At 61.8% G+C, this 25,282-nt stretch carries 22 protein-coding genes; 16 read left to right on the forward strand and 6 right to left on the reverse strand.

The genetic code is table 11. From position 1 onward, the window contains the following. Nucleotides 1–73: 73 nt before the first annotated feature. Nucleotides 74–655, forward strand: coding sequence for a TetR/AcrR family transcriptional regulator (locus tag G442_RS23970; protein ID WP_026398093.1), 582 nt, complete (start codon nt 74–76; stop codon nt 653–655). A gap of 171 nt (nt 656–826) precedes the next feature. Beyond that, nucleotides 827–1,396, forward strand: coding sequence for an NADPH-dependent FMN reductase (locus tag G442_RS0111370; protein WP_026398094.1), 570 nt, complete (start codon nt 827–829; stop codon nt 1,394–1,396). Nucleotides 1,397–1,552: 156 nt separating this feature from the next. On the opposite strand, the gene G442_RS0111375 is transcribed toward G442_RS0111370, so the two are convergent. Next, nucleotides 1,553–3,010, reverse strand: a complete 1,458-nt coding sequence (locus tag G442_RS0111375; RefSeq protein ID WP_026398095.1) for an APC family permease — start codon at nt 3,008–3,010, stop codon at nt 1,553–1,555. 206 nt (nt 3,011–3,216) lie between these two features. Between G442_RS0111375 and glyA the strand changes: the two genes are divergently transcribed. The 7 genes from glyA to G442_RS0111410 all read left to right on the forward strand — a co-directional run bounded on the left by glyA (nt 3,217) and on the right by G442_RS0111410 (nt 11,176). After that, entirely contained in the window at nt 3,217–4,503 is a 1,287-nt protein-coding gene (gene glyA / locus G442_RS0111380) for a serine hydroxymethyltransferase (protein WP_026398096.1), read from the forward strand. A gap of 97 nt (nt 4,504–4,600) precedes the next feature. After that, nucleotides 4,601–5,101: a peptide deformylase gene (locus G442_RS0111385; protein ID WP_026398097.1), complete on the forward strand. Its 501-nt coding sequence runs from the start codon at nt 4,601–4,603 to the stop codon at nt 5,099–5,101. A 219-nt stretch (nt 5,102–5,320) separates the two neighbouring features. Beyond that, nucleotides 5,321–6,229 (forward strand): LysR family transcriptional regulator, encoded by a 909-nt coding sequence (locus G442_RS0111390; RefSeq protein WP_026398098.1) that lies wholly within the window; start codon nt 5,321–5,323, stop codon nt 6,227–6,229. Between the two features lie 125 nt (nt 6,230–6,354). Then, a complete protein-coding gene (locus G442_RS0111395) occupies nt 6,355–7,311 on the forward strand; it encodes a cupin domain-containing protein (RefSeq protein WP_246789422.1) in 957 nt (318 codons plus the stop codon). 171 nt (nt 7,312–7,482) lie between these two features. Beyond that, nucleotides 7,483–8,307: a formate/nitrite transporter family protein gene (locus G442_RS22010; protein WP_035376541.1), complete on the forward strand. Its 825-nt coding sequence runs from the start codon at nt 7,483–7,485 to the stop codon at nt 8,305–8,307. A 33-nt stretch (nt 8,308–8,340) separates the two neighbouring features. Next, a complete protein-coding gene (locus G442_RS0111405; protein WP_026398100.1) occupies nt 8,341–10,641 on the forward strand; it encodes an FdhF/YdeP family oxidoreductase in 2,301 nt (766 codons plus the stop codon). An 82-nt stretch (nt 10,642–10,723) separates the two neighbouring features. Next, nucleotides 10,724–11,176, forward strand: a complete 453-nt coding sequence (locus G442_RS0111410) for a nitrate reductase associated protein (RefSeq protein ID WP_026398101.1) — start codon at nt 10,724–10,726, stop codon at nt 11,174–11,176. Nucleotides 11,177–11,509: 333 nt separating this feature from the next. Here G442_RS0111410 and G442_RS0111415 read toward each other — a convergent pair whose 3' ends face one another. Together G442_RS0111415 and argE are read right to left on the reverse strand one after the other, a co-directional pair. Continuing rightward, complete coding sequence (locus G442_RS0111415) at nt 11,510–12,520, reverse strand: M14 family metallopeptidase (RefSeq protein ID WP_174766896.1); 1,011 nt, start codon at nt 12,518–12,520, stop codon at nt 11,510–11,512. Further along, nucleotides 12,517–13,803 (reverse strand): acetylornithine deacetylase, encoded by a 1,287-nt coding sequence (gene argE / locus G442_RS22015; RefSeq protein ID WP_084440553.1) that lies wholly within the window; start codon nt 13,801–13,803, stop codon nt 12,517–12,519. Before argE ends, G442_RS0111415 begins: the two co-directional genes overlap by 4 nt. A gap of 222 nt (nt 13,804–14,025) precedes the next feature. Here argE and G442_RS22020 point away from each other — a divergent pair, with 222 nt between their 5' ends. From G442_RS22020 to G442_RS22030, 3 genes are all read left to right on the forward strand, one after another. Further along, the gene (locus G442_RS22020; protein WP_035376542.1) at nt 14,026–15,258 is read left to right on the forward strand and encodes a glycosyltransferase; all 1,233 of its coding nucleotides are present in this window, start codon (nt 14,026–14,028) and stop codon (nt 15,256–15,258) included. After that, nucleotides 15,255–16,445, forward strand: coding sequence for a glycosyltransferase (locus G442_RS22025; protein WP_146882434.1), 1,191 nt, complete (start codon nt 15,255–15,257; stop codon nt 16,443–16,445). The genes G442_RS22020 and G442_RS22025 overlap by 4 nt, the downstream gene beginning before the upstream one ends. A 224-nt stretch (nt 16,446–16,669) precedes the next feature. Beyond that, on the forward strand, nt 16,670–17,536 hold the full coding sequence (locus G442_RS22030) for a dienelactone hydrolase family protein (RefSeq protein ID WP_051292230.1): 867 nt from the start codon (nt 16,670–16,672) through the stop codon (nt 17,534–17,536). A gap of 92 nt (nt 17,537–17,628) precedes the next feature. Here G442_RS22030 and G442_RS0111440 read toward each other — a convergent pair whose 3' ends face one another. Continuing rightward, nucleotides 17,629–19,560 carry an HAD family hydrolase gene (locus G442_RS0111440; protein ID WP_026398103.1) on the reverse strand — a complete coding sequence of 644 codons (1,932 nt, stop codon included), beginning with the start codon at nt 19,558–19,560 and terminating at the stop codon, nt 17,629–17,631. Further along, nucleotides 19,557–20,579, reverse strand: a complete 1,023-nt coding sequence (locus tag G442_RS0111445; RefSeq protein ID WP_026398104.1) for a rhamnan synthesis F family protein — start codon at nt 20,577–20,579, stop codon at nt 19,557–19,559. Before G442_RS0111445 ends, G442_RS0111440 begins: the two co-directional genes overlap by 4 nt. A gap of 176 nt (nt 20,580–20,755) precedes the next feature. Here G442_RS0111445 and G442_RS0111450 point away from each other — a divergent pair, with 176 nt between their 5' ends. The 3 genes from G442_RS0111450 to G442_RS0111460 all read left to right on the forward strand — a co-directional run bounded on the left by G442_RS0111450 (nt 20,756) and on the right by G442_RS0111460 (nt 23,576). After that, nucleotides 20,756–21,853: a quinone-dependent dihydroorotate dehydrogenase gene (locus G442_RS0111450; RefSeq protein ID WP_026398105.1), complete on the forward strand. Its 1,098-nt coding sequence runs from the start codon at nt 20,756–20,758 to the stop codon at nt 21,851–21,853. After that, nucleotides 21,850–22,737: a TIGR01459 family HAD-type hydrolase gene (locus tag G442_RS0111455; protein ID WP_035376543.1), complete on the forward strand. Its 888-nt coding sequence runs from the start codon at nt 21,850–21,852 to the stop codon at nt 22,735–22,737. Before G442_RS0111450 ends, G442_RS0111455 begins: the two co-directional genes overlap by 4 nt. A gap of 170 nt (nt 22,738–22,907) precedes the next feature. Next, nucleotides 22,908–23,576, forward strand: coding sequence for an SCO family protein (locus G442_RS0111460; protein WP_026398107.1), 669 nt, complete (start codon nt 22,908–22,910; stop codon nt 23,574–23,576). Nucleotides 23,577–23,797: 221 nt separating this feature from the next. Here G442_RS0111460 and G442_RS0111465 read toward each other — a convergent pair whose 3' ends face one another. Beyond that, the gene (locus G442_RS0111465) at nt 23,798–24,430 is read right to left on the reverse strand and encodes a TetR/AcrR family transcriptional regulator (protein WP_026398108.1); all 633 of its coding nucleotides are present in this window, start codon (nt 24,428–24,430) and stop codon (nt 23,798–23,800) included. A 101-nt stretch (nt 24,431–24,531) separates the two neighbouring features. On the opposite strand from G442_RS0111465, the gene G442_RS0111470 reads away from it, so the two are divergent. After that, nucleotides 24,532–25,101, forward strand: a complete 570-nt coding sequence (locus tag G442_RS0111470; RefSeq protein WP_026398109.1) for a hydrolase — start codon at nt 24,532–24,534, stop codon at nt 25,099–25,101. Nucleotides 25,102–25,282 lie beyond the last annotated feature (181 nt).

Below are 25,282 nucleotides of genomic sequence, written 5' to 3' on the forward strand. Positions count from 1 at the left end.
TTTTATTGCAATGTCAACAGACTTGTGCGGATGCGCGAATCGACATACCGAATGCTCGTTTGCAGGAGTCCATATGCCGAAAAGAGACGACGCGCACATGCTGGCGCAACGCGAACGCATATTGCGCTCTGTGATCGAGTGCATCGCACAGAAGGGCGTGGATCGAACCTCCATCAGCGACATATGCCGGCGAGCAGGCATGAGCACCGGCGCTCTTTATGTCCACTTTGCAAACAAGGACGAGATTATCGCTGAGGCGCTTCGCTACGGGAGTCCTCTGGAGGATGCGTTTCCAGCACGATGGCTGGACATCGTCGCCCTGCTGTCGTCCGTCGAAAACCAGATGGGCTTCGACATCCTGACGGTCGTGCGTAGCCGCCTGCACCTGCACGCGGAGAGCGTGCACCCCGGCACGCTTCACGACACGCTTCGCCCGATCCTTCAGAACACCATGGAGATTTTTACTGCACGATTGCAACAGCTTTCTGACCGGAATGAGATTCGGCTGCGCATGACTGCTGAACAAACTGCACGAAGCATCCTCGCTTTTCTGGACGGGATGTTCTGGATCACACTTGCGACTGATCAGCCACTGGACGCCCTGCGCCCGCAATTAAAGGAGGGTATCGACTGTTTTGTGGAGCCACTTTCCTGAAATTCGCCGCGCCTTTTCAGCGCAATGCGCGCCCGGCATCTGCTCAAACTATCGTCTTCTGCTTCGACTATTTTATCGTGTGACTTACGCCACCTTCACTGAGCCCGTTCAGCGAAGACCGGCCGTCCAGCTACACGCCGACACGTTCGCATTTTTTCGGAGACATCTTTCATGACCACCACCCCCTCGCTCCATTTCGTCACACTCATCGGCAGCCTCCGCAAGACATCGATCAACGCCGCTGTCGCTCGCGCTCTTCCGGCCCTCGCGCCGGAAGGCGTGTCGATCAGCGCTCTGGGCTCCGTTGGCGCGTTCCCGCTATATGATCAGGATTTGCAGGAGCAGGGTTTCCCGGCTCCCGTGCTGGCCATGGCGGAACAGATCCGCGCTGCGGACGGCGTGATCATCGTCACGCCGGAGTATAACTACTCCGTGCCGGGCGCGCTAAAGAACGCCATTGACTGGCTTTCACGCGTTTCGCCGCAGCCGCTGGCGGGCAAGCCTGTGGCGATCCAGACGGCGTCACCCGGCGCTATCGGCGGAGCGCGGGCGCAGTATCACCTCCGCCAGAGCCTCGTGTTTCTCGACGCGTTCGTACTGAACAAGCCGGAAGCGATGATCGGGCTGGCGGGCTCCAAGGTGAATGCGGAGACACTGGAGTTGAGTGACAGCGGAACGCGCGAATTCCTGTCGCGCCAGATTGAGGCTCTCGCGGCTTTGGCGCGGAAAGTAAAAGACTGAGATTCCGGAAAGCCGGGATTCAGGGCTTTTCCGCCAAACACGGAAACCTTGGAAAAGCTTCAGGTTCTTACTTTATCGAGCACCCTCACCCATTCAAATGACACCGTTTGAATGGGATTTGCTCCGGCCTCGCGCCGCCCACAACCAGAGCGCGCCTCAGCGCGGAGCGAGCACGCTGCGACTGCGGCTGTATCCGAAATAGATCGCGAACCCGATCAGCAACCACACGACAAGCCGGATCCACGTCAGACTGTCCAGAGAAGCCATAACCGCAAGGCAGCTCAAAACGCCAAGCACCGGCACGGTCACGCCGCCCGGAATACGGAAACGACGTTCTCGGTCCGGTTGAGTCCGGCGCAGGACCAGCACCCCGATGCAGACAATGGTGAACGCCAGCAAGGTGCCGATGGACGTCATGTGCCCGAGTTCCGAGATCGGCAGGAACGCGGCCAGAACGCCAGTCACCAGCATAAAGAACAGGTTTGACAGCCACGGCGTGCGGAAGCGGGCATGGGTGCGGGCGAAGAACGACGGCAGCAGCCCGTCGCTCGCCATTGCGTAAAACACGCGGCTCTGACCGAGCAGCAGAACCAGCATGACTGATGTGAAGCCGCAGATAATGCCCAGTTTCACCGCCGTCTTGAGCCATCCGAACGGCGTATGGTCGATCGCGGTCGCGACCGGGGCGGCGTCGCCGAGCATGTCGTGGTAATTCACCATTCCGGTCAGGACGAGCGAAAAGGCCATATAGACCGTCACACAGACCAGCAGGCTGCCGATGATGCCGATCGGCATGTCCCGCGCGGGGTTGCGGGCCTCCTGCGCCGTCGTGGAAACGGCGTCAAAACCGATATAGGCGAAAAAGATCGTGCCAGCGGCCCTCATCACGCCGGAGAATCCGAAATGCCCGAACGTTCCGTCGTTGGGCGGGATGAACGGGTGATAGTTGGTCGTATGCACGTAGGGCAGACCAAAGCCGATGACCGCGGCGATAACGGTCAGCTTGATCGCGACGATGACGGCGTTGACCTTCGCGGAATCCGAAACGCCGCGGATCAGAAGCATCGTGATGGCGACGATGGCGAACACGGCAGGCAGATTGGCGATGCCCGTAGCCTCCGCGCCAGACGCCAGACGCACGGTTTCGAACGGGGAAGCTGTCAGCCTCTCCGGCAGCGAGACGCCCCAGTCGGCCAGCAGGGAAACGACGTACCGCGACCAGCTGACCGAGACGGTGGCGGAGCCAACGGCGTATTCGAGCACCAGATCCCAGCCGATAATCCAGGCGACGAACTCGCCCAAGGAGACATAGGCGAAACTGTAAGCGCTGCCTGCGGCCGGGATCATGCTCGCCAGCTCGCTATAGCAGAGCCCGGCGAAACCGCAGGCGACGGCCGCGATCAGGTAGGACAGCACGACCGCCGGTCCTGCGTTCTCGGAGGCGGCGATGCCGGTCAGCGAGAACAGTCCCGCACCAATGATGGCGCCGACGCCCAGAGCTACGAGATTACCAGCCCCCAGAACCCGCTTGAGTCCCGTCTCCTCGGCCGCCGCGTTGATGGGCTTGAGGCGAAACAGGGAAGTTGAGGCCGGTCGCCTCTCCGTCTGCGACATGAAGTTGTGTCTCCGGGTTCTGTCTTCTGAACGTGGATAGCCGTTGCGGCGCGGGCTGTCGCGGGGTACGTCTCCGCCCGAAGCATGTGGCCTTGGGCTCGCCAAGGCGGTATGAGCGGGGCTGTTACGGTCCCGTCGCCGGTTCAGCGGTCTGGTGGCGGGTTTAGCCGGTTGCGTGGCTGGCGGTCGAAAAAAGGATTTCAAAGGTGAGCGAGACGAATCTGCAACGATTTTTTCAGGCTCCTCTGAGCGCTGTCGACCCCGACGTCGCAGCTGCGATCGGCGGCGAGATGGTCCGCCAGCGCGAAGGCATCGAACTGATCGCCAGCGAGAACATGGCGTCCGCCGCGGTGCTTGAGGCGCAGGGAAGCGTTCTCACCAACAAATATGCCGAAGGCTATCCGGGCCGCCGCTATTACGGCGGCTGCTTCGAGGTGGACAAGGTCGAAGTACTGGCCATCGAGCGCGTGAAGAAGCTGTTCGGCGCGGCCTTCGCCAACGTGCAGCCGCATTCCGGCGCGAACGCCAATCAGGCCGCCTTCATGGCGACCATCGCGCCGGGCGGCACCGTTCTGGGCATGAGCCTCGCCGCCGGCGGCCATCTGACGCACGGCGCGGCGCCGAACTACTCCGGCAAATGGTTCAACGCGGTCCAGTATGGCGTCCGTCTTCAGGACGGCGAGCTGGATTACGACGACATGGAGCGTCTGGCGCGCGAGCATAAGCCGAAGCTGATCGTCGCTGGCGGGTCCGCCTATCCCCGCATCATCGACTTCCCGCGCTTCCGCAAGATCGCGGACGAAGTCGGCGCGAAGCTGATGGTCGACATGGCGCATTTCGCGGGCCTCGTCGCCGCAGGACTCTATCCCAGCCCGCTGCCGCACGCCGATATCGTCACCAGCACCACGCACAAGACGCTGCGCGGCCCGCGCGGCGGCCTGATCCTGACCAACGACGAAGCGCTGGCCAAGAAGATCAACTCGGCCGTGTTCCCTGGCCTGCAGGGCGGCCCGCTGATGCATGTGATCGCAGGCAAGGCCGTCGCCTTCGGCGAAGCGCTGCAGCCCGAGTTCGTTGAGTATCAGAAGGCCGTCGCCGCCAACGCCCGCGTGCTGGGCGAGACGCTCATCTCGCGCGGCTTCGACATCGTCACCGGCGGGACCGACAGCCATCTGCTGCTGGTCGACCTCCGCCCGAAGAAAGTCACAGGCAAGGCGGCCGAGCAGGCGCTGGAGCGCGCGGGCATCACCGCGAACAAGAACGCCGTACCGTTCGACCCGGAAAAGCCCGCAATCACCTCCGGCATCCGCCTCGGCAGCCCGGCGGCGACCGCGCGCGGCTTCCGCGAGGAAGAGTTCCGCACCGTCGGCGAGATGATCGACGAAGTGCTGACGGCGCTGGCCGCATCCGGCGGCGAAGGCGACGCGGCGGTGGAGAACGCTGTGCATGAGCGCGTGAAGGCCCTGTGCGCGAAGTTCCCGATCTACAAGTGAGGCAATGTGGCCTGCGACGCCGGCGCCCGCAGGCTCTTTCACCTTACCGCCCGCTCATGCGGGCGGGGATCGCCCAAAACGACGAAAACCGACGCCCATGACGATTCAGCCCCTCGTCCATTACCCGGATCAGCGCCTTCGTCTGGTCGCGGCGCCAGTGACTGTATTTGACGCGTCCCTTCGCACTCTTGCGGTCGATCTGCTCGACACCGTGCGCGCGGCGCCGGGGATTGGCATAACGGCGCCCCATATCGGCGTCTCCATGCGCGTCGTAACGCTCGACCTGCCCGGCTCAGACGCCCCACACACATACGTCAACCCGGAGATTATCTGGCGTTCCGAAGAGACGCTCCTTCACGAGGAGGGCAGTATCTCCATGCCGGGCGTGAACGAGCGCGTCGATCGCGCAGCCCGCGTGCGCGTGCGTTACTGCGACATTGACGGGCATGAACACACCGAGGAGGCCGACGGCCTGCGGGCGGTCTGTCACCAGCATGAGATCGACCAGCTGGACGGAATTTTCTGGATACAGCGCCTGTCGGCCCTGCGACGCAACAGGCTGGTCGCGCGTTACGAGAAAATGCAGCGCGGTCGCTGAGCGTGTTTTGGAGAAAGGTGACCGAAGCGGAGCAGTTCGCGGGTCTTTGATTGCAGCGCCCGCCAGGCGACCGCCCTCATGGCGTCATGGCCACACGCGCAATTCAATTTGTGCGCATGCCCCCGGTGTCACCTTCTGGCGAAGGGCGCGACGCGCATGCGCCTCAAAAACGCCGAAACCATTGCAGCGGCATTCTTGTAAAACGTCAGTGGAGCGATGATGGACTATCTGGCCGCCATGAAAGTGTTCGTCCGGTCCGCCGAACTGGGCACGTTCACCCGCGCCGCAGAGGAAGCCGGAATTAAGGTTTCCACCGTCTCTCGCTACATTACTTTTCTGGAAGAGGATTTGGGAGCAGCCCTCTTCAACCGATCGACACGTCATCTGCATCTGACGGAAATGGGCCGCGTTTTTTATGAAAAGGCGCTTTCGTTACTGGATGATATCGAACAGATTCGTTCACTGGTCCCCACTCTCAACGCCATGCCGCAGGGGTTGCTTCGCATCCAGCTTCCCGGCGCGTTCGCGCGGAAGCATGTCGTAGGCGTTCTGGGAGAGTTTCTGGCCCAACACCCGATGATACGAGTGGAAGCGATTCTGGCCGACGCCGAACGCGACATCATCGAAGGCGGCGTGGACGTTGCGTTGAAGATCGGCGCGCTGGCTGATTCACAGCTTGTCGCAAGAAAAATAGCGCCAAACCATTATTGTTGTTGCGTCAGCCCGTCCTTCAGGGACGTCAACGGTCGGCCTGAGACGCCGCAGGCGCTTGCTCATCGCCCCTGCCTGCCGCTCGGCCTGCAATCCGGCGGCACATGGGCTTTCAAGGCCGCAGAGGGGTGGGAAAAAATAAAGGTCTCGGGACCTTTGCGATCTGACGATCTGGAATGTCTCCGGGCCGCTGCTATCGGGGCGTCGGGTTACGCTGTCTTGCCCCGCTGGCTCGTCAATGACGACCTGCAGGGGGGTTTGCTGGAAAATGTCCTGGCTGATTATGAGTTCTCTTCGGGAGGTGAAGCCGATGAGGGAATCTGGATCGTCTACCCCCCCAAAAAAATTGTCCCCTCAAAAGTACGAGCCTTCATCTCCTTTTTCGAAAACCGCTACCGCGCTGCAACCGAGTGGTGAGGTTTCATACAGTTAGCATCCCCTTGCGACAAAACTCCTATGCGGCGCGGGTTATCGATCTCAACACGGCGGCGGCTCAATATCCTGCCGGAAGCGCTTAAAAAACTTCAAAAAGGAGAGCCGCCATGGACAAATATTCACCGCAGCAGAGCCCGGTTACGCTACGTGACGAAGATGGCCCCGCCATTACGCGGGACGCCGAATACTTTGAGTACAGCACCGCAGCGAACCCCATCCGCCCGAGCCTGACGCCCCGAATTCCATTCCATTTCTTTTCGCCCGATCTCTATGCGGAGGGGGCGTCACGCGTCGTCCCGCTGGACATGAGCGAGGCTTTGAAATGCGAGGCTCCAGCGACCGGTCCTGGACTTTGCGCCAGTTTCGTTCGCGTCGCCGCAGGCGACTCTCTCGCGCTACAGCCTGAATCGACGTCGACAGTATTCTACGTTATTCGGGGCGCAGGCACGGTCGAGGCCCACGGCGCGACGTTCGAATGGAACGAAGGAGATTTCTTTACCGCCCCCGGCGTCGGCGCGATCAAGCTGAGCGCGACAGGCGAGGCCGCACTCTACTACGTCAATGACGCCCCCTTGCTGCGCTACCTTGGCGTGAAGCCTGCCGTCGCCCGGTTCGAGCCGACACTTTACCGGGCGGAAAAAGCAAACGCCGAATTACGGACGGTCGCATCTCAGCCGAACGCAGGTGAAAAAAGCCGGGTCAGCATTTTGCTAGGCAACGCCAATTTCCCTCACACCCGCACGGTGACGCATGTGCTTTGGGCGATGTACGGAATGATCGGCGCGCATACGCAGCAGAAGCCGCATCGCCACCAGTCCATTGCACTCGACTTTATCGTCGACTGCGACAAGGGATGCTACTCCCTGCTGTCGAAAGAAATCGATCAGGACGGCAATATGGTCGATCCCACCCGCGTCGACTGGGAATCCGGCTGCGCCTTTGTAACGCCGCCCGGATACTGGCACGCCCATTTCAACGAGTCTGACAGGGACGCCCGCCTGATCCCAATTCAGGACGCAGGTCTGCAGACTTACCTGCGTACCCTCGACATCAGATTCACGTGATCGATCAGGACGCAAAACCGCTCTGAACTCCCTGAACTCGGCCCCGAGCCTGCCTTTCTGACGCTGCGGCCCGACCGACATGATACTCAGGTATAATGTCGGTCATGTCGCGCAGAGGCTATCGTGTATCAAACTTTGACGCACAACGAATAAAATAAAGGCGCGCACCAGGTGGCCGATTACGTCAAACCCTCCGTCATTCTCGACAACATGATCGAAGCTGCCTCCCTGAAGGCCGCTCTTCCCGCCAAGGACGTACTGATCCGCGCCATGTTGGCCGGGGCATATCTTTCCTTCGCCACGACTCTTGCCTTCCTTGTGGCGGCGCAAACCGGCCAATTCATCGTAGGAGCTGTGCTCTTTCCTGCCGGGTTTGTGCTCATCGTCCTTTTGGGCATGGAATTGCTTACCGGTAATTTCGGCATGATGCCTTTGGCCGCATTTGCCGGACGCATCGGCGGCGGCGCAGTTTTTCGCAACTGGGCGCTGGTGTTTCTCGGCAATCTGCTCGGCAGTCTGATTTACGCTGCGCTATTCTGGATCGCGATCACCGATTGCGGGAACGTCTCAGGTGGTCCGCTTGGAGAAAAGCTGCGCGCGCTCGCCGTATCCAAGACGACGGCTTATGAAGCGTTCGGGGCGGCCGGGCTGGCGACCGTCTTCGCAAAAGCAATACTTTGCAACTGGATGGTAAGCTTGGGCTCGGTTGTCGGCCTCGCCTCGACCTCGACGATCGGCAAGATCATCGGCGCGTGGCTCCCGATCATGATATTCGTCGCGCAAGGCTACGAGCACAGCGTCGTGAATATGTTCGCGATCCCGGCTGGCATGATGCTCGGGGCGCATGTCACCTTTGCCGACTGGTGGCTGTGGAATGAGATTCCGGTAACGCTGGGCAACCTTGTCGGCGGCATCGTCTTTACAGGGGGCGCGCTTTACGCGACCTACAGGACCACGCCCATCTCCAATCAGGATCCGGCGTCCCGCCCCGTCTAGGGCTGCGTTTGAAGGATAAAGAGGGCTTTTGTCATGAGCGAAACCGCCAAACCCCACTACGAGACCTACGACCACCCGGCTGGCGGCTGGGGGGCTGCGAAAGCGACCGCGAAGGCGCTGCTGGAGCAGAGTGTCCTCGGCAAGGGATCGCGCGCGCTTCTCTCCATGAACAAGCCTGGCGGCTTCAAATGCCCCAGTTGCGCCTTCCCTGACCCGGACCGCGAAAAGACGCTTGAGTTCTGTGAAAACGGCGCGAAGGCGCTGGCTGTGGAAGCCACGAAGAAGCGCGTGACGCGCGCCTTCTTCGAACAGCATACCGTCACGGAACTGATGGCGCAGAGCGATTACTGGCTTGAGGAACAGGGGCGCCTGACCGAGCCCATGCGCTATGACGCGGCGACGGATCGCTATGTGCCTGTCACATGGGACGACGCCTACGCGATGATCGGCAGGCATCTGCGCGCCCTGAAAGATCCGAACGAGGCCGAGTTCTACACATCTGGCCGTACCTCGAACGAGGCCGCTTTCCTGTACTCGATCTTCGTCCGCGCATACGGCACGAACAATTTCCCTGATTGTTCCAACATGTGCCACGAGCCCACGTCACGCGGCCTGCCGCATGCGATCGGCGTCGGCAAAGGCACGATCGTGATGTCGGACTTCGACAAGGCCGAGGCGATCTTCATCTTCGGGCAGAACACTGGCACGAACTCCCCGCGCATGATGAGCAACCTCGTCCATGCGCGCAAACACAACGTGCCGATCGTGGTCGTGAATCCTATGCCGGAGCGCGCGCTGATCCGCTTCACCGAACCTCAGGACCCGGTGAAGATGGCGACGTTCGGCTCGACTGCCATCGCCAGCGAATTCGTACACATCCGCATCGGCGGCGACCTCGCCCTTGTGAAAGGCATGATCAAGGCCCTGCTGGAACGGGACGCTGCTGGCGAAAAGGTGCTGGATCAGGAATTCATTGCCGAACACACGCATGGTTTCGAAGCATGGCGCGACGAGGTCCTGTCCTGCAGCTGGCAGGATATCACCCGCGTTTCCGGAATTTCCGAGGAACAGATTCGTCGCGTCGCGGAGATCTACGCACGCTCCAAGGCGACGGTCCTGTGCTTCGGCATGGGCATCACGCAGCATCAGCAGGGTTCGCGGATGATCCAGCAACTTGCGGCGTTGCTGATGTTGCGTGGGAATTTTGGAAAGCCCGGCGCCGGCATCGCGCCCATTCGCGGACATTCGAACGTGCAGGGAGACCGCACGGTCGGCATCGACGAAAAGCCGACCCAGGCCTATCTCGACCGCGTGCGCGACACGTTCAACTTTGAACCGCCGCGCGAACACGGGCATCACGTCGTGGAATCCGTGGAGGCAATGATCGACGGCCGCTCCAAAGTCTTCATCGGCATGGGCGGCAACTTTATCCACGCCATTCCCGATACAATCATCGCTTATGAGGCGATGAGTCGCCTCGACCTCACCGTTGGCATAGCGACCAAGCTGAACCGAGGGCATATCGTCCACGGCAAGGACGCGCTGATTCTTCCGGTGATCGCCAGATCCGAGATCGATCGTACGTCGGCGGGCGAACAGTTCGTCACCATCGAAGACGCGATGTCGAACGTGACGTCTTCTCGCGGCGTGCTCGAGCCTGCGAGCCCGGATTTGCGGGCGGAAGTCGAAATCGTCTGTCGCATCGCCCGCGCAACGTTGCCCGACAGCCATATTCCGTGGGAAAGTTATATCGAGGACTACGATCTGATCCGGGAAAAAATCGCACAGGTTTACCCGGAAATATACACAGATTTTCCGAAAAAGATCAAAAACCCCAAGGGATTTCACCTCGACATTCCACCGCGTCGCCGGGTGTGGAAGACCTCTACCGGTAAGGCGAATTTCCTCGTAATCCCCGGCCTCGCCGTGGACAGCGACGTGCCGGATCCCGACATGTTGCGCCTCTCCACCATTCGCTCGCACGACCAGTACAACACAACAATCTACAGCAACAGCGACCGTTATCGCGGCGTCTATAACGACCGTATGGTGCTGTTCCTTAGTGCTGCTGAGCGTGAGGAACGCGGGCTGGAAAAACACGCGCGCGTGGCGCTCGAAACCATCTCCAGCGACGGCGTGACGCGACGTGTTGAGGGTCTGACAGTGCTGGATTATCCGATGCCGCGCGGCGCGATCGCGGGATATTACCCGGAATTGAACCCTCTTCTGCCGCTGAGTCATTTCGACGATATCAGCGGAACGCCCGCAGCGAAGTCCATCCCCGTGCGTATTGTCGCCATGGCCGACGCCACGCGGGAAGCCGCGGCGGCCTGATTTTCGCCAAGACGCGCCGTCCGGTGTCCCGACATCGAAATTTTCGATTCGGGACGTTGGGCGAAAGAACCGAGTCATAGATATGATTTTCAATTTCGAGAGCGACTTCGCCGGATCCCTCCGGTGCATTCCAATGGTCGCCCGACAGAAGCTCGATCTCTGCGGCGTGAAGCTGTCATTGCGACAATGGAGCCGCTTTTCTCGCGAAGACCGTGAGAGCCTGACGACGCTCTCTGCCGAATCCGCAGAGGAGCGGGGGAGCTATCGTGACCTGGTGCTCTCCCTCATCGCAGCCAAAACGGACGAACCGCCAAAATTTCTACCCTCCGAATCATTCGAAGGATGGACTGCTCCAGACCGGATGCCCGAGGCAGTCATACGGCAAGCAGGGACTGACGGCGTCTCTCCACCAACGTCGGCGCAATGGGCGGCGCTGGCGCCGCTTCAGCGTTTCGCTCTGATAAAGCTGGCCAATTCCAAACATGAAAACGAAAACTTCGTTCCCGCAATGAGGGAGTTTGGCGTTCTGACCTGAGCAAAACACCGTAACCGCCTCGCTCTGCGCTTCTCCTGGAGGAGTTAAGGCTGAGCACGAGAACATCCTTCCGCCCAAACTTCCGAATATGCCAAATCTCACAAAAGAGTTTCTAAAACCCTTTCAACAATAACGCCCCGATCCCGTGACGCCGACTCTTCGACGAACTGCCGTCGTAAAAAAGCGTTTCTTGAGTCTCATCCGCGAACAGACCCGGTCGGACAGGCCGTTGATCAGCAACCCGGCGAAGCAGCACGACCCGCTACCCAGCGGAATCGTTTCAAAACTGCCGCAACTCGTATGCTCCTCAGCCGACGGCAGTCGGGCTGTATACTATGCGACTACCCGCGCCAGTCGTACCGCCGTATGGCCACGCGCAGCGCGGTGATTCGGCATGATCAACATGCAATCGTCATAAGGCGTACGGATTTCTTCCGGGCCGTCCAGCGCGATCACCGTACCCTGAAGGGGAATGATCTCACCGCCCCGGAAATTACGCAGAAACGTCAGCGACGTCGTTCTGGCGGTGACGCATTCCGTAACCTCCGCCACACGGGGACGCGTCCCGGTCGCCTCGGCGGAGCCTATAACGTCGCAGGCGCCGAGAAAACGTGAGACCACCTTGCGGGTCAGGGCAAGAGTCGCTGCGGCCCAATGTTGCCCGGCCTCAAGCAGACAGGCCCGCGCGCCGGTGGAAGGAGTGACGAAACGCTCATAGTCAATCAGGCGAGGCCCGCCCGCGTGCCCGCTGTCGCTGACAATCAGGGGCGGCGTCCCGATCTCCCGCGCAAGCGCGCATCCCGCTTCGCTCGGCCCGGACAGCACGAGGGGATCTGACGGCCACAACATTGAGTGCAGGTCGAGCAGCATATCAATCGTATCGAAAAATCCGATCAGGCTGCGAACGCGGTCACGTTCGCTGGACGCCACTGGCTGATCAAGGGTGCCACGACGCCAGAGGCGATTCATGTCCTCATCGACGAAGCGCGATGCGATTGGACGTTCAAAATCGAACCGGGCGAACGCAGCCAGATTAAGGAAGACGAGCGATAGTTTGCCCCGCCGAGGCGTCACCCCCGCTCGCAGCAGTTCCGCCAGTACGATGGCGCCTGCGTATTCGTTGCCGTGCATCAGCGCGCTGACCGCGACATGCGGCCCCGGCCTTCCGGAATCGAACTGATGCAGACCGGGAACGCCCGTGTTGCCAGCCACCCAGGGCGACAGATCCGGGGGGGAAATTTCCAGCGTGAATGTGGGCAGGCGCGGCGGCGTCGGAGGCAGAGTCTCCGACAGGCGCGGCGCGGGCGCGCGAACGGGTAGCGGTTCGCGGCCCGCGGACGTCATGCCGACCCGGTCGACCGCGTGCAGACGCGCTGCGCCATATCGCGGATGAAAGCGTCGCAACGTTCAAGCTGCGTCCGCGCGATCCATTCGTCCGGACGATGCGCCTGTTCAATGCTGCCCGGACCGCAGACGATGCTGGTCATTCCGGCCTGCTGATAGATGCCGCCTTCGGTGCCGTAGGAGACGAACTCTTCGGCGTTTGCGCCTGTGGCGAGCTTGACCGCCGTGGTCAGAGGATTGTCCGCGGCGAGCGCAAGCGGCGGCAGTTCGTTCAGGACTTCGAAACTCAGGCCGCACTCCGGATCGGCTTCGCGCATCCATCGCCCGGTCGTCGCTTCAAGCTCCTTCTCCATCCGCGCCATCATGGCGTGCGAGTCGTCGCCGGGAACGTTGCGCCATTCGAGAAGCGCCTCGGCGCGTTCGGGGATGATGTTGATCGCCGTTCCGCCCTGCGCAAAACCGATCTGGATGGTGCTGTTGGGCGGCTCAAAGCCTTCGACCTTTCGACCTTCCAACGCGAGGCGCCGCGCCTCGGCCGCGACCCACGCCATCGCCTCTCCCAATGCGTGCAGCGCATTGACGCCTTCCGCCGGACGAGATGAATGGCCTGGCTTGCCGCGCGCGACGAGGCGGGCCGCGAGACGCCCCTTGTGCGCAATGACCGGCGTCATCAGGGTCGGCTCACCGACGACGCAGACCGACGGGAGAAGGTTGTTTTCAAGCGCGTCCTGCATTGCGACGCGAGCGCCGTCGCAACTGATTTCCTCATCGAATGTGAAGAGCAGATGCACCGGGCGTTCAAGCTTTATGCGCACAAGATCAGGCACCGCAGCGAGCATGCACGCGACGTAACCTTTCATATCGGCGGCGCCTCGACCAATCAGTTTGCCGCCCTGTTCGCGCAGCACAAACGGGTCCCCCGTCCATTCCTGACCCGTGACCGGAACGGTGTCCACATGCCCGGCGAACGCCAGTCCTCCGGCCTCTCTCGGCCCTATAATGGCGTGCAGGTTGGCTTTCTCGCCCGACGGATCGTGACTCAGCGACCAGCTGACGCCATGGGCGTCCATCCAGCCGGAAATCCAGTCGATCAGCGGCAGATCCGACCGGTCGCTGGTCGTGTCGTAAGACACAATATGAGCCAGCATCGCCACGCTGTCCGTGGAGCCCGGCGCAGGCGCCGCGGTTGCAGTACGTCCGTGCGATTGCGCTACGCCGGATTGGACGGAAAGGCTCGTCGCGTCGCCATGCGACGGGCTGTCGGGGTGCGCAATATCTGTCATGCCGCCGAGTATTGACCCTCAGGCGCGGTCCTCGCAATCCCGCGAAAGCAATCTGAGCGAAACTTTGCACGTTATTGCGACGTCCCCACTCCCCGACTTACCCGTCACTCCGACATTTCGGACCACGTTTCGACCTCACACGCTCTTTCCCGCGCAGTCGGGTCGGGGTTAGGATCGGGCCGTGCCCTTTTTTTATGACAAATCTTTATTCCGGGACTGAAGGTGAGCAAGGCGTTTCATCCGTTGCACAGCGTCTGGCGCCGCCTCCCGGTCGAGCAGAGGCGCCGCGGCTTCGCCGCCCTGACCGCCGCGCTGGCCCCCAAGGTCACGTTACCGCCGCCAATATCGAACGGCGCCATGATCGTCGGCGGCGAACTCAACCGGGACTCCGGGCTGGGCGAAGGCGCGCGCATCATGCTGCGGGCTCTGGAAGCGTTCAGTGTGCCGGTCACGCCGTTGCGCGCCGGGCTCTTGGAGGGAACGGATCGCGCCCACTCCCGGGGCGGTCATTCAGGTCAAGCCCCGCGACCAGCCCTGATCCTGCATGTGAACTCGCCGCATCTGCCCGCCGTTCTGCTCCGCCTCGGGCGACGCTTCCTGCGCGGGCGGCGCATAGTCGGTTACTGGGCCTGGGAGTTGCCGACCCTACCCCCGCTCTGGAGCGCCGGGGCCGGTTGCGTGCATGAAGTGTGGGCGCCTTCGGCGTTCAGCGCGAGAGCCATCGAACCACTGGCGCCGGGACGCGTGCGGGTCGTGCCCCATGCGCTGGCCGCGGCTCCCATCCTTCCAGCCTACCTCGACCGCGCCGCGTTCGGCCTGCCGGAAGACGCCGTCGTCGTGCTCGTTTCGTTCAGTCTCGCCTCCAGCTTCGAGCGAAAAAACCCGCTGGCGGCAATCCGGGCGTTTCGCGCAGCTTTCGGAGACCGCCGCGACAGGATTCTGGTGCTCAAGATTTCGCACGCCGAGCATTACGCCACCGATATGCGTATGCTGCGCGAGGCTACCGGCGGCGCGCAGAACATCCGCTTCGAGGAACGCCTGCTTCCGATCGCGGATTCCTACGCCCTGACACGTTGCGTCGATATCGTTCTCTCCTTGCACCGCAGCGAGGGTTTCGGCCTCGTCCCCGCAGAGGCCATGCTACTCGGACGCACCGTCATCGCTACGGACTGGTCCGCCACCGCTGAATTCATCGACACGGATTGCGGCCTGCCCGTCGCCTTCAGACTGGTTCCCGCGCGCGATCCGCGCGGCGTGTTCGAGGCGCCAGGGGCGCAATGGGCCGAAGCTGACCTCCATTCGGCCGTCAGCGCGTTACGGCGCGCTGCTGACGACGCGGCGCTGCGAACGCGGCTGGGAATGAACGCCGAGATCGCGGCGCGCGAACGCTTTTCTGGCGCAGCGCTCCTCGACGTGACGCGTCGCCTCGCCGCGCCGCCGGGTCATGCGCCGTGAGCCGCGTGCTCATCTGGCAATGGGGTCGACGAGGCGGCGGCCCTCGTTTCGCACTCGACCTCGCCCGGTCTATCCATAGATTGCCGAAGCAGGAAATTCTTTTTTCTCCCTCGCGCCGCGCAGAGATTCTATCTGCGCCGGTCGCGCGGACGTTGCCTCTCTGTCCCGTCGACACGTATGACAACGTCTGGGGGCTGGCCAAACGGCTTCTAACTGCTCCTGCCATGGTCCTGGGACTGCGGCGTCGGCTATCCTCATGGCGGCCGGATTTCGCGATCTGCGCGATGGTCGGGCCGCTGGATCTGCTGATGGCTCTGATCCTGCAGAGCCTGAGCGTGCCATTCGCCGTCATCGTGCATGACGCGGTGACGCATCCGGGAGACGGATTTCCACTACAGATGACATTGCAACGCGCGCTCCTGCGCCGGGCGGACGTCATCGTCGCACTGACCAGGCACGTCGCCGCGCAACTGCGGGAGCAGCCGACGACAAGAATGAAGGACACCATCGTCGCGTCGCACCCCCCGTTCAACTATGACGTGACTCCTCCGAACTCCGCCCGCCCCCGCGAACCTGGACCTTTGCGGCTACTGATGTTTGGGCGGCTGCTCCCATACAAGGGGTTCGGGATGCTGGCCGAGGCGCTGGCCGGTTTTCCATCCGAACTTTCATTTGAATGTCGCATCGTCGGCAAAGGGCCGGACTCTGAACCGTTGCGGGCGCTCTCCGCCATGCCGCAGGTTACGGTTGAAAACCGTTGGGTTCCAGAAGAAGAAATCGGATTGCTGGTCGAATGGGCCGACGTGATTGTCCTGCCTTACACCGAGGCCAGCCAGAGCGGCGTCGGCGCAATCGGCCTCGCCGCCGGGCGATGGATCGTCGCAACGAGTGTGGGCGGCCTGACGGAGCAGTTTCGGAACCAGCCGCAGGCCACGCTCTGCGACCCAGACGCGGCTTCGCTCCGCGAAGCGCTGATCCAGGTGATCGAGGCTCAGCCAATGCCTGTGGTTCCGCCCGCCGCAGAAAACGACACCGCGTGGCGCGCTATGGCGGAACAGCTTCTGGTCGATCTGGCGGCCTGCGGCCTGCCTGTATCCGGGTCAATAGTTTCCGCCATTGCCGCTTCAGACGCGCCTCATCGTGATATTACAACGCAAAACCAGGAGAAGATTGGCATCAATATATAAAAAGGGGGAAACATTCCGTGTTTCGCCCTCTCTCGTGTGTGCCGTGCAATTTTTTTATGGGCTCACCTTGGCGGACGCCCCGCCACGTCTCGTTATCGTCATCTCCTTCCTCAGCGTAGCGCGTTGACGCCCCGCCATCTGAAGGCGACCATGGGCTCGGCAAGCGCAACACTAACGATACGGCGTGGTCTGACCAGAAACTTTGTATTGGATGGAGGACGTAGATGCTCGATGCTTTGCGTTGCTACCTGACAGCGCGCATTCTTCTGAATGGTCTTGCGGCCCTCTGCATGCTGATCGGGTCATGGTGGAGCGACGCCGCTGATGCTCATATGGTCGCCACACCTGTCTCATGGACTTTCGAAAACGTCCGTTTCAGGAGCTTGCTGGTCTATGACGACGCGATCGCCGCCAGGAGGCCGGGCCTGCTCATGGTCCCGGCGTGGTTTGGCGTCAACGACACAGCGATCCGCAAGGCGGAAGATATCGCAGGTCAGCGATACGTCATTCTTCTAACCGACATGTATGGGGAGACCATTCGTCCTCGCAACTCTGACGAGGCGCATGCTGCGACGAAGCCGCTCCTGTCAGACCGTCGGCTGATGCGGCGACGTATCAACTTCGCACTAGCGCGACTACGCGGTTACGCGGACAGCGCGCCAATCGATCCGACCCGGATGGCCGCGATCGGCTTCTGCTTTGGCGGCGCCGCCGTTCTGGATCTCGCCCGAAGCGGCGCAGATATATCATCCGCCATATCTTTCCATGGCAACCTGACGACAGACGATCCGGATCTAGCGAAACAAATCCGCGCACGCGTGCTCGTGATGAACGGCGCGGACGATGCGACAACGTCGCCAGATTTCTCGAACTTCATGCAGGAGATGCGCCAGAGCCCGGCGCCGTGGGAATTCACGGTTATCGGCCACGCAGTCCACTGCTTTACCGAAACGGAGGCCACCGCCTCCTCCGGTCTATGCCGTTACGACGCGCACGCTGCGGCCCAGTCCTATTCGCTTATGAGCCAGTGGCTGAAAGACGGTTTCTCCAACACGAACCAGAGCGTCATCCGATCAGACGGAATCGACTGATCGGACAAAGAGGTTCGCCAAAACAACAAACCGGAGCCTTATCCCTGAACCCGTGTGAACGGATAAGGCTCCGGGAGCGCCGCAGTTCGGGATCAAACGTCCGTCATGTGCTTGAAAATATGTATTTCCCCGCGCCCACAGAACTGGTCGTCAACCGCGAGGGCCTCCGCCAGTTCCGGCGCGATTACAAGGCGTCCCGACGCCAGCGCGCCAAGCATGGTCGTCGCGGCGCGCTCTCCCTGCGCCAGCGCCCCGAATACGTCCGCTCCGTAAGCCTCGACAACGTCCCGACAGTAATCGAGAGCGCCTGAAAAAATTTCTTCCAAAACAGAAAAGTTTTTCTGAGACACTCCGCCGGCGCCAAAAACCGGTCGCGGCGGGACGGAATCGTCATAACCCATTGTCTGGCCGTGCGGCGCCGTCAAAAACGCTTCGATCATCAGGCCGCACACGCGCTGGAACCTGTCCCCGGCCGCCCCTTCAGCGAGCAGGCCGAATGCTAGGCCTCCCGTTTCCTCGACGCTGGCGGCCAATTGCCCGGTCGCCATGTACAACCCTGCGAAACGCGCGCCGGTCGTCTCTTGCACGCGTCGTTGAATAGTGGCGCTGTATCCGACGTCGACCATTCCGTACAACGCAGAACCATTCGTACGAATACCTAACGACTCGCAATATACATGCAGTCGAGCGGCATTTTTCTGCGTCTGCGCGAGAATGTCGTTACGCAGCAAAGTGATGATCGAACGCGCCTTGTCGAATTCGTCTGGCGTCACGATCCGCATGGCGCGCAGAGGACTATCGGGAGCGACCGTATACCCCAGACGAGCGTCGAGCATCCCGGCCATCGTGCCGCGAAACCCTCCGCCAATCCTCACAAGACTGAGCGGATCGCCGCTGCGACTCAGGGATGCGCTGTTGGCGACCCGCCGCGAACAGCAAAAATAAACGCCCTCCGGCAGGTCGGGAAGCCAGCGCGCACGCACTTCTTCGTAGAGTTTCAGCAGGAAATACCCTTCGCGTGCGACAAAGAATATTTTCTCGACGTGCGCGGTCGCCGGGTGCTGCGCCAGCTTGCCCATGAAGCACAACAGCAGCGGGCCAAACAGCGCCCTTCCCACTTCAAAAGCCGACGACAACGTCAAAGCGCGTGCGACCCCGCCACGTTGAGCGGATGGGAAAGGAGAACCGAAAGTTGCAGCCACGAAGGGGCCAAGCAGAATCTCCGCCGCCAACGCTTCGTCCGACCGATCGATCCTTACGCCCTCATCGCTCACATATTCCTTACGCGCTGCAGCGAAAATATCCGCTTCCACCGGGTTTGCGCGCAGCAAGGAAAGCGCCGACGGGACATGAATGGTCTGCACGCCGCGTTGCGCTGCGTTGAGCAGATCGGACCGTTCGTTGTCTCCAACATGCAGCAGTCCGTCGGCGCCTTCAGCGGAAACGACAAGGTCCCACATGTCGCCTCTGTCCTTGCGTGCGAGACGTTCGGAAGACAGATAGATTTCATCGACCAGAGCAAGAACGCCCGCCCGGGCGAGGATCGGGTCCAGCTCCGCCCGGCGCAGATAGGTGTCGCTGACCAGAATCACGCGGCGTCCCCGCTGGCGGGCATGACGCAAAACTTCGAGCATGTCGGGGCGAGGCTGCAACTGGCGGGCGTCGAGCTCCACTTCCTTGCCGCGAGCGAAAGCCAGACACTCGGCGCTCCAGCCGGTCGCTTCCTCCAGCCTGGCGTAGATCTCGTCAAGCCCGACGTCGTCGGTCCAGTCCAGCGCAGCGCGCGCCGCGTCCTCGGCGCTTTTACGGTGATCGAAGAAATTGCGAATTTCCGGATACGCCCGCTCAACCAGCCAGCCAGCGTACCGTTGCGCCGCGTCGGGGGTCAGCGCGATCCGCTGAAGCAACGTGTCGAAGATATCGAACGAGACAACGCGCGCCTCTTCGACCGCTATTTTCAACCGGGCCGATGAAAATGCTTCATAGTGATCGAAATTGCGCCGCCCCCAGCCGACGCGAATCAACCCCGCCTGCGCGTCGTACTCGTCGCAGCGAAAAGCGGCGCCGCGTCAGCAACGCCGCCTCCGGTCGCGACACGAAAATCAGCGTCAGTCCACGCCATGTCGAGAAACGGCGCCAGAGCGCGTGTCCGGGCCCAGAACATACCGCCCGCCGGATAGTCGAAATAACCTTCAGGACATGACGCGTCAGGTTTGAGTCGCCGCAGCGCCGCGCGCGCCTGCGCCCCCTCCCCAACCCAGCCGAACGCCCAGTACGGCATAGCGGACGGAGGCGCCGGTTGCAGCAAGCCGAGCGCGGCGTCATCGGCAAGGCGCGAGAAGAGCCCCCCGAACGCGTCCGGATGAGGCAGGAGGTTCTGGCGCAATTCGTCAAAGACCGGACGACCATCCGCCCCGACTTCTGTATGAAGGAACAGCGCGAATTCATGATGACGCAACGCATTGCGAAACACGCTGAATACCGTGGCGATATTGTATCCCCGCACGGGAGCTTGGCGAATGATCGCGGGCTCCCTGATCCCTGCGCTCTCGATAATAGCTTCGCAAACGCCGCGCAGGTCCACGCTGTCGACGAGAATCAGCAACGTATAGTGACACGGCAACGTCGCCAGACGCTGGCAGATCACCTGGAGCACCTCCGGTCGACTGACATGAATCGCGATGGCGAGACTGCGTGGTTGCGGCGGAAACCCAGCCAGCAACGTCGGCTCTACCGGGCCGTCCCCTCCGCGAAGCGTCGTATCGCAAACGCCCTCTCCGACCACGCCCGCCGCGCGACCAGCGAGAAGATAATGCAGAAGCGCGTTGTCCACCCCCGCTTCAAGATGCCAGGAGCGGGCGAAGTAACGCGACGGGTCGAACAACGGTCCCGGCGGCAGGCCCTCACGCACCCCGAGGGTCATGAAATGATCAAGCGGATCCGCTACGTCACAGCCAGCGTTCGGCAGGCGCGCCTGATACCACGCCGCGTCGAACAGCCCCGAGTCCACAACATGTTCGCGACCATCCTGCGTCATCGTCATTGCGCCTTCTCCATCGGCGTCGTTATCCGCCGTCTTTTCAGCGGCGCGCCCCCGTTCGCGCAGGAATCATGCCTGCTGCGCCGGTAGCATACAGCGCCGGGACTGTCGCGCCCTGCTCCCGAAACGGGGCAATCCTGACTTTTCAATCCGCCGCCCTTCGGGCAGCATCCGCCGCCATGAAAGACCTGTCCGACCGCCTTCTCGCCCCTGCCCTTCCCCTGCTCCGGCGTCTCGACCCCGAACGCGCCCACGGCCTGGCGATCGACGCCCTGCTGCTGGGCGCCGGCGTTCCTCCGTCACGTCCGAAGGACGACCCGGCGTTGGCCACACGCGCGTTCGGCATGCGGTTCTCCAACCCCATCGGCATCGCTGCAGGATTCGACAAGGACGCACGCGTCGTCCGACCACTGGCGCAACTGGGCTTCGGGTTTGTCGAGGCGGGAACGGTTACGCCGCGTCCACAGCAGGGCAATCCCCGTCCGCGGCTGTTCCGGCTGACGGAGGATCGCGCCGTCATCAACCGGATGGGCTTCAACAATCAGGGCATAGATCGCTTCACGGTGAGGCTGGCGCGGCTGTATCGCGACCGGGGCACACGTCCCGGCGCGCCGGTCGGCGCCAATCTGGGCATCAACAAGATCGGCGCAGCGCCCGAACTGGACTACCCGGAGCTGATCGCGCGCGTGAAGCCGTATGTGGACTATATCGTCCTCAACCTCTCGTCGCCCAACACGCCCGGCCTGCGCGCCCTGCAGGATTCCGAACGCCTTGCCGAACTGCTGGCCGCGATCAACGCACGTCATGCGACCCGCCCCCCCCTGCTGATCAAGCTCGCCCCGGATCTGGCGGACGAACAGCTGGCGCCCGTTATCGAAGCTGCGGCGCAGGGTGGGGCGAACGGACTGATCATCAGCAACACCACGCTGGCGCGTCCCGCGACACTGCGCAGCCCGCACGCGGGTGAGACCGGCGGCCTCTCGGGCAGGCCGCTCAAAGCGCGAGCGACCGAAATGCTGCGCGAAGCCGCGCGGCTGGCGAACGGGCGGCTCGGGCTTGTGGGTTGCGGCGGCATCGAGACTGGCGCGGATATCGTCGAACGGGTGCGCGCGGGTGCCGACCTCGTGCAGGTCTATTCCGCGTTCGCTTACGAAGGCCCTGCGCTTCTGGCGCGTCTGAAGCGCGAGACGCTGACGATCCTGCGCGAACTGGGCGTGGAATCGCTGTCGGATCTGAAAGGCGCAGACCTGAAGAACAACGGTGGAGAAAGCCGATGACCGTCCGCCGTATAGAGCGCCTCTCTGGCGTTTCCGGTCTGGCCGACCGTTATGACGGCTACATCGTAGATTTGTGGGGGTGTGTGCATGACGGCGTGCGCCCCTATCCCGGCGCCATTGCGTGTCTGCAGGCGCTGAAATCGGCGGGCAAGCGCATCGTGCTGCTCTCCAATGCGCCGCGCCCGAGGCCTGTCGTGCAAGCCCAGCTTCGCGACATGGGCGTCGTGGACACGCTCTACGACGGCCTGATGACCAGCGGCGAGTTCACCCGTCGCCTTCTTCTCTCGCGCGACCAGGACGCGACCCTCGCCGTCGCGCCATGGCTCACGTCACTGGGGACAAAAGCGCTGCATATCGGCGGCGACCACGATCTGGCGCTGTTCGAGGGGCTTGGTCTGGAACTGGTCGAGACGCCGGAGGAGGCCGACTTTGTCATGAACACCGGACCGGACGAACGGCGTGGAAAGACCGAGTTCGAACCTTATGTCGCAGCACTTGACGCCGCCGCCGCGCGCGGGCTGCCAATGATTTGCGCCAACCCTGACATGGAGGTGATCCGTGACGGAAAGCGCCTTATCTGCGCTGGATTGCTAGCGAAAATCTACGAGCAGAAGAACGGCCTGGTTCACTGGATCGGCAAGCCTTTCGCTGCGGTGTACGAACCGGTGCTGGCCATGCTCGATACGCCGCGCGACCGCGTGATCGGGGTGGGCGACGCGCTGGCGACGGACGTGCGCGGTGCGGCGGCGGCAGGCGTGGACGCACTCTGGATTCTTGGTGGGATCCATAAGGAAAAACTTGGCGACGATCCGGCGTTGGCGCAGGCCGAGGCAGACGCGCAAGGTCTGTTCCCCGTCGCCAGCGTGCCGGGCCTCGTATGGTAAGGTAAGAGGCTTTGACTCGATCCGCCTTTGCGTTCGGACAAGCCTGAACCGCGGGGCGGCGCTGCAAGACGCAGCTTACAGGCGGCTCCGGTGTCAAACCGGGTATGGCATGTTCCCATCGGCTTTTATAAACTGAACTTTGTGTCGGACCGGGCAGGCAGGAGGAACGCATGACGCGCCCAGCATCGGGACGACCGGGAACGCGTTCGGCGGACAAGTCGTCGCCATTGACCTTAAAGCGCCGGTGGCCGTCCGTAGCGGTCGTCGCTTTTATCGCTGCGCTTTTTCTTGGCGCGGCGGGGCTGCGTCTCATGCTCGCGCACAGGACTCCAGATACCGTCGGCGGTCCTTACGCGCTTGTCGACATGAACGGACGAGCTGTCACGCAAGACACCTTCCACGGTCGTCAAACCCTAATCTATTTTGGCTACACTCACTGCATCGACGTCTGCCCGCTTACGTTGGCGACGGTAACCCAGGCTCTGGACTCGCTCGGCCCTGTCGGCGCCGCGATCACGCCGCTGTTCGTCACTGTCGACCCCGAACGAGACACTCCCGCAGTGGTGAAAAGCTATGTCTCTACGTTTTCACCCGACATCATCGGCCTTACCGGGCGTAGCGGCGATATCGACCGTATGCTCCACGAATTTCACGTCATGGCGAACAGACGCACGCCCCGGAGCGGAGAGAAGCCCGGCGCCTATCTGATGGACCATAGTTCCGTGCTCTACCTTATGGACGGAGACAACCGGCTTGTGGGCGTGCTGCCCGTGGACGCAAGCGCCGAGCGACTGGCGGCGCAACTGACTCAGTTGACCGCTTCCAGAAAGCCGGGCTGACCTTCCAATGCTACGCACGGCTTTCTGTGAACGCGACGCCGGGTCCACCCGCTCGCAGCGGTCGCGTCTCAAAACATCACTGATTTTTGAAGAAAATATCAAAAATCTTCACCATCGGAACGAAAAACATCGGTTCTCATAAAGGTCCGTCTGTCGCCATATCGGCGCAGAAGTTTTCTGTATGCGCAGCGTACGTCCACACAAGTCAACGGCGCTCTGTATTACAAGGCTCCGTGCGTCTTCAACCTGCTGGACAGATACAGACGGTTCATCAACCGCAACTCCTCCGGCGCGCCCGGCGTCGAGATGACCGTTCTGCGCGTCATTCCCAACAACACTTTCATATTGTTCACAAGAACCGCTGAAATATCTTCAGAATTTTTTTTATCCAGATGCGGCGCGCACACGCGCAACGCTCCCGAGACGCCCGCCAGAGCATGAGCATGCAACCGGCGCCGAAAATCCGCCACGTCTTCGCGCATATCCATCAGGGCAGGAAGGGATTTCACCTGCGGATAGATCGACACCAGAAACTCTATCAGCATGTCGGCCAGTTCATCCGGCGACCTCCCTGCGGCACGCTGCTCCAGCGCCGCATACGCCTCCGTCAGGATCGCAAGATGTTGGTCGAGCAACGCCCCCGCCACCGCGTCCTTGTTTGGAAAGAAACGATAAAGCGAACCGATTTTCGCCCCGGCTCGCGCGGCGATCTCCGCCATTGTCGTCGCTTCGTAGCCGCGCTCCGCAATGATGTCCGACGCTGCGTCCAGCAATTCAGCCACCCGCTGGCGCCCGACCGCCCGTTGCGGAGCCAGCGGCGCCCGGTTTTTTCCGCTTGACGAATTTGAGTTCATACTCAAATAATGCTCCTACTTGAACGCACCCTCAAATTCTACCCGACCGCTCCTGATCGAACAACGCGCAGGAGCGCGAGCGCCATGCCGGAGCAGAATGGATGATTTCTCTACCCGCCTCCACAACCGCCCTCGTCCTGATCGATCTCCAGAAGGGCATCATGAGCTATCAGCTGGAGCCGCATGCCAGCGACGCTATTCTCTCTCGTTCCAAACTGCTGGCGCAACGTTTCCGTGCCGCCGGAGCCCCGGTAGTACTTGTGAATGTCGCCTTCGCCGCTGACTTTGCGGACGCCGTGAAAACCCCCGTGGATCGTTCGCTGGCGCCGCCAACAGACAGCCGCCCCGCAAACTGGTCCGAACTCTGCGACGATCTGGCCGAACCCTCCGATCTGCGCGTCACCAAAAGACAATGGGGGGCTTTCTACGGAACGGAACTTGATCTTCAACTCCGTCGACGTGGCGTCAGGACCATCGTTCTGGGGGGCGTCGCGACCAACATGGGCGTCGAGTCCACGGCGCGCGCGGCGCACGAACATGGCTACGGCGTTGTGGTCGCTGAAGATGTAACATCAAGCCTTTCAAAAGACATGCATGATTTCGCTTTCGAGAAGATCTTCCCGATGCTGGGGCGCGTCACGACGAGCGACGCTGTCGAATTGACGAATTAAGGAGCGACCCTTCCGTCAGAGCGAACGCAGGCGGGACCGCTGCCGACGCGCTCTGGCGGAGCATTTGCCAGACGAACGAACAGACGCAACCAAAAAAGAGATTTTTCTTGTTATAAAAATCAATTGTTGAAATATTTTCGATAAATGTACGCCTATTGCGCCGGAGCCGAACGCGGCTTCA

This window comes from Acetobacter nitrogenifigens DSM 23921 = NBRC 105050 (assembly GCF_000429165.1).
In the GTDB taxonomy this organism is placed as follows: Bacteria; Pseudomonadota; Alphaproteobacteria; order Acetobacterales; family Acetobacteraceae; genus Acetobacter; species Acetobacter nitrogenifigens.

What these genes read in the sequence shown, in the direction of transcription:
- G442_RS23970 (WP_026398093.1), top strand. Translation starts at nt 74, where the DNA reads ATGCCGAAAAGAGACGACGCGCACATGCTGGCGCAACGCGAACGCATA.
- G442_RS0111370 (WP_026398094.1), top strand. Translation starts at nt 827, where the DNA reads ATGACCACCACCCCCTCGCTCCATTTCGTCACACTCATCGGCAGCCTC.
- G442_RS0111375 (WP_026398095.1), bottom strand. Translation starts at nt 3,010, where the DNA reads ATGTCGCAGACGGAGAGGCGACCGGCCTCAACTTCCCTGTTTCGCCTC.
- G442_RS0111385 (WP_026398097.1), top strand. Translation starts at nt 4,601, where the DNA reads ATGACGATTCAGCCCCTCGTCCATTACCCGGATCAGCGCCTTCGTCTG.
- G442_RS0111390 (WP_026398098.1), top strand. Translation starts at nt 5,321, where the DNA reads ATGGACTATCTGGCCGCCATGAAAGTGTTCGTCCGGTCCGCCGAACTG.
- G442_RS0111395 (WP_246789422.1), top strand. Translation starts at nt 6,355, where the DNA reads ATGGACAAATATTCACCGCAGCAGAGCCCGGTTACGCTACGTGACGAA.
- G442_RS0111405 (WP_026398100.1), top strand. Translation starts at nt 8,341, where the DNA reads ATGAGCGAAACCGCCAAACCCCACTACGAGACCTACGACCACCCGGCT.
- G442_RS0111410 (WP_026398101.1), top strand. Translation starts at nt 10,724, where the DNA reads ATGATTTTCAATTTCGAGAGCGACTTCGCCGGATCCCTCCGGTGCATT.
- G442_RS0111415 (WP_174766896.1), bottom strand. Translation starts at nt 12,520, where the DNA reads ATGACGTCCGCGGGCCGCGAACCGCTACCCGTTCGCGCGCCCGCGCCG.
- argE (WP_084440553.1), bottom strand. Translation starts at nt 13,803, where the DNA reads ATGACAGATATTGCGCACCCCGACAGCCCGTCGCATGGCGACGCGACG.
- G442_RS22030 (WP_051292230.1), top strand. Translation starts at nt 16,670, where the DNA reads ATGCTCGATGCTTTGCGTTGCTACCTGACAGCGCGCATTCTTCTGAAT.
- G442_RS0111445 (WP_026398104.1), bottom strand. Translation starts at nt 20,579, where the DNA reads ATGACGATGACGCAGGATGGTCGCGAACATGTTGTGGACTCGGGGCTG.
- G442_RS0111450 (WP_026398105.1), top strand. Translation starts at nt 20,756, where the DNA reads ATGAAAGACCTGTCCGACCGCCTTCTCGCCCCTGCCCTTCCCCTGCTC.
- G442_RS0111455 (WP_035376543.1), top strand. Translation starts at nt 21,850, where the DNA reads ATGACCGTCCGCCGTATAGAGCGCCTCTCTGGCGTTTCCGGTCTGGCC.
- G442_RS0111460 (WP_026398107.1), top strand. Translation starts at nt 22,908, where the DNA reads ATGACGCGCCCAGCATCGGGACGACCGGGAACGCGTTCGGCGGACAAG.
- G442_RS0111465 (WP_026398108.1), bottom strand. Translation starts at nt 24,430, where the DNA reads ATGAACTCAAATTCGTCAAGCGGAAAAAACCGGGCGCCGCTGGCTCCG.
- G442_RS0111470 (WP_026398109.1), top strand. Translation starts at nt 24,532, where the DNA reads ATGATTTCTCTACCCGCCTCCACAACCGCCCTCGTCCTGATCGATCTC.